This window comes from Salmonella sp. K21076, from assembly GCF_039650795.1.
Lineage (GTDB): Bacteria > Pseudomonadota > Gammaproteobacteria > Enterobacterales > Enterobacteriaceae > Salmonella > Salmonella enterica.
In genome coordinates, this window is the sequence record NZ_JBCLYA010000049.1 from 178,642 (window position 1) to 185,227 (window position 6,586).

Consider the following 6,586-nt stretch of genomic DNA (forward strand, 5'->3'; position numbering starts at 1 on the left):
CACACCGGATACGGGCTATCCGGCATTTTTCAGTTTACATGAAACCTAACAAGGAAAAGAAAAAGTAGCCGAGCACGATAATAATGACCGGCAAAATATAGAGCGGGAAAAACTGTAAAAAGATGGTATGGTGCGGCACCACGATACGTGACTCTATCTGCTCACGCGTTAGTCCTTCCGCGCCTTTTGCTTTTTCCAGGATCAACTGATCTTCCACGCCTTCACGTAAAAAACGTGACTGGCGGCTCATTCTGGCGCCGGAATCCTGCATCGCCAGCCCGACAAAAATCAGAATAAAAATGAGCCAGAAACCGATATTCAGGCTTCCCTGAAAATTCGGCGTCGGCGAGTTGTACCAAAAAACATTCAGAAACGGCGTATTCACGCGCATCATGTCTATCATTACGTGGGTAAAATCCAGCATTACCGCATTTATCCCCTCCTGCTTTTCACTGTGCGCATACATAAATTTAAGGACTGAGATGAGCGTGGAAAGCAGTGCCGGAATAAAAATAACCCACCCAACAACTCTTTTTAGGATTGCAATGCGTCCAGCTTGTTGATACGTCATGAGTTCCCCTTGATAAAGACGCGTCGTTTTGGCCTAAGTCTACCTGTTGATTCCCGTTTTCGCCTGATCTTTAAGGGCGATATACTAAGAACATGGTCATAATGAACGCTTAATTCGTTATTTTTTAATCTCAACAGGAGAGGTTGTGATGTCAACCCCACGTCAAATTCTTGCTGCAATTTTCGATATGGATGGACTATTGATCGATTCCGAACCGCTCTGGGATCGCGCTGAACTGGACGTGATGGCAAGTTTAGGCGTAGATATTACTCGGCGCCATGAACTGCCAGACACGCTTAGGCTACGCATTGATATGGTTGTCGATCTCTGGTTTGCGCAGCAACCGTGGAACGGCCCCGATCGCCAGGAAGTGACAAACCGTGTTATTGCCCGCGCGATTACGCTTATCGAAGAGACGCGCCCTCTTTTGCCGGGTGTGCGCGAAGCTGTGGCGCTGTGTAAAGCGCAGGGGCTATTAGTGGGGCTTGCCTCGGCATCGCCGCTGCATATGCTGGAAAAAGTGCTCACCATGTTTGAACTGCGCGACAGTTTTGACGCGCTGGCCTCTGCGGAAAAATTGCCCTACAGCAAACCGCACCCGCAGGTCTATCTGGATTGTGCGGCCAAATTAGGCGTTGATCCATTAACCTGCGTGGCGCTGGAGGATTCGGTGAATGGTTTAATCGCGGCAAAGGCGGCGCGAATGCGCGCCATTGTGGTGCCAGCAGAAGAAAACCAGCATGATCCGCGCTTTGCGCTGGCGAATGTCAAACTTAACTCACTGACAGAGCTGACGGCGGCGCATCTACTCGGTTAAGATGTTTCCGAAACAAAGTCAACGGGCAATTAGCCGCTGAGCCAGACGGCAAGCGGCTTTGACAGAGACAAAGAGTTACAACGTCACCACTTCCGCCTACTGTATAAAAACCCTATACTGTATGAATTGACAGTTTAATGGGTTTTATCATGACGGCGGAAGGACATCTTCTTTTTTCTATAGCCAGCGCGGTTTTCGCCAAGAATGCCGAGTTAACGCCCGCCCTTGCGCACGGCGACTGGTGGCATATTATTCCTTCGGCTATTTTGACCTGTCTGCTGCCGGATATCGATCACCCCAAATCTTTTCTTGGTCAGCGCCTGAAATGGGTATCGAAACCGATCGCCCGCGCATTCGGTCACCGGGGGTTTACCCATAGTCTGCTGGCGGTCTTTGCCCTACTGGCGACCTTTTATCTCAAGGTTCCGGATACGTGGATTATCCCGGCGGATGCGCTGCAAGGCATGGTACTCGGCTATTTAAGCCATATCGTCGCGGATATGCTTACCCCCGCAGGCGTTCCCTTACTGTGGCCGTGTCGCTGGCGTTTCCGCCTGCCTATTCTGGCGCCGCGCAAGGGCAATCAACTGGAGCGATTTTTATGTATGGCGTTGTTTGCCTGGGCGGTGTGGATGCCGCAATCCATGCCGGAAAACAACGTCATACGCTGGTCTTCGCAGATGATCACTATCCTGCAAATGCAGTTCAATCGTTTTATAAATCACCAGATTGATTAGTAAATCAACGCCAAAGTCATTTTAGGTATAAACCATTCCATTTGAATATAAGAGCCAGCTCACAGTTCTGCTAATCTTGCGCGAACAGAATCGCTAAAACACAGCGCTTCATAATAAAAAAATCAGGAGAACGGGGATGAATTTTCCATTAATTGCGAACATTGCGGTGTTCGTCATTCTGCTGTTTGTACTGGCGCAGGCCCGTCATAAACAGTGGAGTCTGGCTAAAAAAGTGCTTGTCGGCCTTGTGATGGGCGTGGTCTTTGGTCTGGCCCTGCACACCATTTATGGCGCTGACAGTCAGGTGTTAAAAGACTCCATTCAGTGGTTCAATATTGTCGGCAACGGTTATGTGCAATTGCTACAAATGATTGTGATGCCGCTGGTATTCGCCTCTATTTTAAGCGCCGTGGCACGACTGCATAACGCCTCTCAATTGGGGAAAATCAGTTTTCTGACTATCGGCACGCTGCTGTTTACTACCTTTATCGCAGCGCTGGTGGGCGTGCTGGTCACCAATCTGTTCGGACTGACGGCGGAAGGTCTGGTTCAGGGCGGCGCGGAAACCGCGCGTCTGAATGCCATTGAGACGAGCTATGTCGGCAAAGTGGCCGATCTCAGCGTGCCGCAACTGGTGCTGTCTTTTGTACCGAAAAATCCGTTTGCGGATCTGACTGGCGCAAATCCTACGTCTATTATCAGCGTGGTGATTTTCGCCGCATTCCTGGGCGTGGCCGCGCTTAAACTGCTGAAAGATGATGCGCCAAAAGGCGAGCGTGTGCTTGTTGCTATCGATACCCTGCAAAGCTGGGTGATGAAGCTGGTGCGTCTGGTGATGCAACTTACGCCTTACGGCGTACTGGCGCTGATGACGAAAGTGGTTGCCGGCTCTAATTTGCAGGACATCATTAAGCTTGGAAGCTTCGTGGTAGCGTCATATCTTGGTCTGGCGATAATGTTTGTGGTTCACGGCATACTATTGGGCGTGAACGGGATTAGCCCGCTGAAATATTTCCGCAAGGTGTGGCCGGTGCTGACATTTGCCTTTACCAGCCGCTCCAGCGCCGCCTCCATTCCACTTAATGTCGAAGCGCAAACCCGCCGTCTGGGCGTGCCGGAGTCCATCGCCAGCTTTGCTGCCTCTTTTGGCGCGACCATCGGCCAAAACGGTTGTGCCGGTCTTTATCCTGCGATGTTAGCGGTAATGGTTGCGCCGACGGTCGGCATCAACCCCTTAGACCCCGTATGGATAGCCACGCTGGTGGGTATCGTTACCGTAAGTTCGGCGGGTGTTGCCGGCGTTGGCGGCGGCGCGACCTTCGCCGCGCTGATTGTGCTGCCTGCCATGGGCTTACCGGTCACGCTGGTCGCGCTGTTAATCTCCGTCGAACCGTTGATTGATATGGGCCGTACCGCACTGAACGTGAGCGGCTCAATGACCGCGGGTACGCTGACCAGCCAGTGGCTGAAGCAGACCGATAAAACCATTCTCGATAGCGAAGAAGACGCTGAACTGGCGCATCGATAATACATTATCGGGAGTTCACATCGTCTGAGACACGACGATCGGCAACTCAAAATGTCTGTCACTAAAAACGCCGGTCTCCAGTACCGGCGTTTTGTTTTTTTCTTAGTCAGCGATTTCGTTTTCCTGGCGAACCTGATTCGCCCAACGTTGCGCCGATTCTGGCACGCTAAAGGCGGGCGACCGTTGAAATGACTCCCCCGTCAGAACAAAGGCAACATATTTACCGCGCAGTATCCAGACGTCGCGAAACGTATCCATTTTTATCGCATGTTCCGGCGGCGCGGGTTCAACACGCGGAATATAGCTAATAATCTGGCGATTTTGCTGGCGAAGAGGTTTCATCATTAATGCTTCACTAAAAGAGGCTAAGGCTAAAAATCAGAAAAACACTATTTTAGCCGATCTTCGCCCCCGACGTCCTGTTCCGCGCGTGCGATTTCCCCGTTGTACCCTGTCTGCCGTTCCGCTCTCCCCCGGCATAATTGCTGAAATGTTCTATAGTTAGAGTGATTTTGACTACTACCACGCCCATTTCAGTGATGAAAGCAGGAGACGAGTTCAATGTCGCATAATGAAAAATCCCCCCATCAGTCCCCCGTGCATGATACCCGTGAATCACAGCCCGGCCTGGACTCCCTGGCACCGTCAGACGGTTCACATCGCCCCACGCCAGAACCGACGCCGCCGGGCGCGCAACCAACGGCCCCCGGCAGCTTAAAAGCGCCCGAGACCGCGAATGATAAGCTCACCGCCCTCGACGCCTTTCGTAAAGGCAGCGAAAATTATGCGCTGACCACCAATCAGGGCGTGCGCATCGCCGACGATCAAAATTCTCTTCGCGCCGGCAGCCGTGGCCCTACGCTGTTGGAAGATTTTATCCTGCGCGAGAAAATTACCCACTTTGACCATGAGCGTATCCCGGAGAGGATCGTTCACGCCCGCGGATCTGCAGCGCACGGCTATTTCCAGCCATATAAAGACCTGAGCGACATCACGAAAGCCGCGTTTCTGTGCGATCCACAGAAAATTACCCCGGTCTTTGTTCGCTTTTCGACAGTACAGGGCGGCGCGGGGTCTGCTGATACCGTACGTGATATCCGCGGTTTTGCGACCAAATTTTATACCGAAGAGGGAATTTTCGATCTCGTCGGTAATAACACGCCGATCTTTTTTATCCAGGATGCGCATAAGTTTCCGGATTTTGTGCACGCCGTTAAGCCCGAACCACATTGGGCTATTCCGCAAGGGCAGAGCGCGCACGACACCTTCTGGGACTATGTTTCCTTACAGCCTGAGACGCTGCACAACGTCATGTGGGCAATATCGGATCGCGGTATTCCACGGAGTTATCGGACGATGGAAGGGTTCGGCATTCACACCTTCCGTCTGATCAATGCACAAGGGAAAGCGACCTTTGTCCGTTTCCACTGGAAACCGTTGGCAGGTAAAGCCTCGCTGGTATGGGATGAGTCACAAAAACTGACCGGTCGCGATCCGGATTTTCACCGCCGGGATCTGTGGGAGGCCATCGAAGCGGGCGATTTCCCGGAATACGAGCTGGGCCTACAACTCATTGCCGAAGAGGATGAATTTAAATTCGATTTTGATCTGCTCGATCCGACCAAACTGATTCCGGAAGAGTTGGTGCCAGTACAACGCGTCGGCAAAATGGTGTTAAACCGTAATCCGGATAACTTTTTCGCTGAAAACGAACAGGCGGCATTTCATCCAGGACATATTGTTCCCGGCATTGATTTTACCAACGATCCGCTGTTACAGGGGCGTCTGTTCTCTTATACCGACACGCAAATCAGTCGTCTGGGCGGGCCAAACTTCCACGAAATTCCGATTAACCGCCCTACCTGCCCCTACCATAACTTCCAGCGTGACGGTATGCACCGGATGGATATCGACACCAATCCGGCGAACTATGAACCAAACTCCATTAATGACAACTGGCCACGCGAAACGCCGCCAGCGCCAAAACGCGGCGGCTTCGAATCATACCAGGAACGCGTGGATGGTAATGAAATCCGCGAACGCAGCCCCTCTTTCGGTGAATATTACTCGCATCCTCGCCTGTTCTGGCTCAGTCAGACGCCGATAGAACAGCAGCATATTATTGACGCGTTCAGCTTTGAGCTGGGTAAAGTCGCCCGCGCGTATATTCGGGAGCGGGTGGTCGATCAGTTAGCGCATATTGATGTCACGCTGGCTCAGGGCGTCGCGCATAATCTCGGTTTTGCACTCACCCATGAGCAAACGCAAATTGCCCCGCCTCCTGATGTCAACGGTCTGAAAAAAGATCCGGCGCTCAGCCTGTATGCGGTGCCGGACGGCGATGTTAAAGGCCGAGTGGTCGCTATTCTGCTGAACGACAAGGTTAACGCCGCCGAACTGTTGACCATTTTTCAGGCTTTAAAAGCCAAAGGCGTCCACGTAAAACTGCTCTATTCACGGATGGGGGAAGTAACGGCTGATGACGGTTCAACATTAACTATTGCGGCAACCTTTGCCGGCGCGCCGTCGCTAACGGTCGATGCGGTAATAGTACCGTGCGGCAATATTGCCGATATCGAGAGTTGCGGCGATGCCCGTTACTACCTTCTGGAAGCCTACAAACATCTGAAGCCCATCGCACTGGCAGGCGACGCCCGACGGTTTAAGGCGCTTTTAAACATTGATAGCCAGGGGGAAGAAGGACTTGTTGAGGCAGATAACGTTGACCACCACTTTATGGACACTCTGCTGACGCTGATGGCGGCACACCGTGTCTGGTCGCGTGCGGGGAAAATTAACGCGATTCCTGCATAAACGGCAAAATAAATATCCTCCGGCATAGCCGGAGGTTTTTCTGATGCGCCTGTAAGGCTCTCTTACCAGCCGCGCCCTAACAGGCGCATACGATCTGACATTTGCATCAAACTTCGTTA

6 protein-coding genes are annotated in these 6,586 nt (G+C 52.1%); 4 read left to right on the forward strand and 2 right to left on the reverse strand.

Annotation, left to right across the window (positions count from 1 at the left end):
* Positions 1-34: 34 nt before the first annotated feature.
* On the reverse strand, positions 35-571 hold the full coding sequence (locus AAYN39_RS18775; protein WP_000222158.1) for a YniB family protein: 537 nt from the start codon (positions 569-571) through the stop codon (positions 35-37).
* 148 nt (positions 572-719) lie between these two features.
* Here AAYN39_RS18775 and hxpB point away from each other — a divergent pair, with 148 nt between their 5' ends.
* From hxpB to tcyP, 3 genes are all read left to right on the forward strand, one after another.
* Positions 720-1,388 carry a hexitol phosphatase HxpB gene (hxpB, locus tag AAYN39_RS18780; RefSeq protein WP_000106859.1) on the forward strand — a complete coding sequence of 223 codons (669 nt, stop codon included), beginning with the start codon at positions 720-722 and terminating at the stop codon, positions 1,386-1,388.
* Positions 1,389-1,525: 137 nt separating this feature from the next.
* Positions 1,526-2,125 (forward strand): metal-dependent hydrolase, encoded by a 600-nt coding sequence (locus AAYN39_RS18785; RefSeq protein WP_000505801.1) that lies wholly within the window; start codon positions 1,526-1,528, stop codon positions 2,123-2,125.
* Between the two features lie 136 nt (positions 2,126-2,261).
* Positions 2,262-3,653 (forward strand): cystine/sulfocysteine:cation symporter, encoded by a 1,392-nt coding sequence (tcyP, locus tag AAYN39_RS18790; protein WP_001010658.1) that lies wholly within the window; start codon positions 2,262-2,264, stop codon positions 3,651-3,653.
* A 102-nt stretch (positions 3,654-3,755) separates the two neighbouring features.
* Here the strand turns inward: tcyP and cedA are convergent, their stop codons facing one another.
* Positions 3,756-3,998 carry a cell division activator CedA gene (gene cedA, locus AAYN39_RS18795; protein WP_000977510.1) on the reverse strand — a complete coding sequence of 81 codons (243 nt, stop codon included), beginning with the start codon at positions 3,996-3,998 and terminating at the stop codon, positions 3,756-3,758.
* 216 nt (positions 3,999-4,214) lie between these two features.
* On the opposite strand from cedA, the gene katE reads away from it, so the two are divergent.
* Positions 4,215-6,467, forward strand: coding sequence for a catalase HPII (gene katE, locus AAYN39_RS18800; protein ID WP_000019093.1), 2,253 nt, complete (start codon positions 4,215-4,217; stop codon positions 6,465-6,467).
* The last annotated feature ends 119 nt before the right edge of the window (positions 6,468-6,586 follow it).

Excerpts from the sequence above, each read along its gene's own strand:
- AAYN39_RS18775 (WP_000222158.1), bottom strand. The coding sequence starts at position 571 with ATGACGTATCAACAAGCTGGACGCATTGCAATCCTAAAAAGAGTTGTT.
- hxpB (WP_000106859.1), top strand. The coding sequence starts at position 720 with ATGTCAACCCCACGTCAAATTCTTGCTGCAATTTTCGATATGGATGGA.
- AAYN39_RS18785 (WP_000505801.1), top strand. The coding sequence starts at position 1,526 with ATGGGTTTTATCATGACGGCGGAAGGACATCTTCTTTTTTCTATAGCC.
- tcyP (WP_001010658.1), top strand. The coding sequence starts at position 2,262 with ATGAATTTTCCATTAATTGCGAACATTGCGGTGTTCGTCATTCTGCTG.
- cedA (WP_000977510.1), bottom strand. The coding sequence starts at position 3,998 with ATGATGAAACCTCTTCGCCAGCAAAATCGCCAGATTATTAGCTATATT.
- katE (WP_000019093.1), top strand. The coding sequence starts at position 4,215 with ATGTCGCATAATGAAAAATCCCCCCATCAGTCCCCCGTGCATGATACC.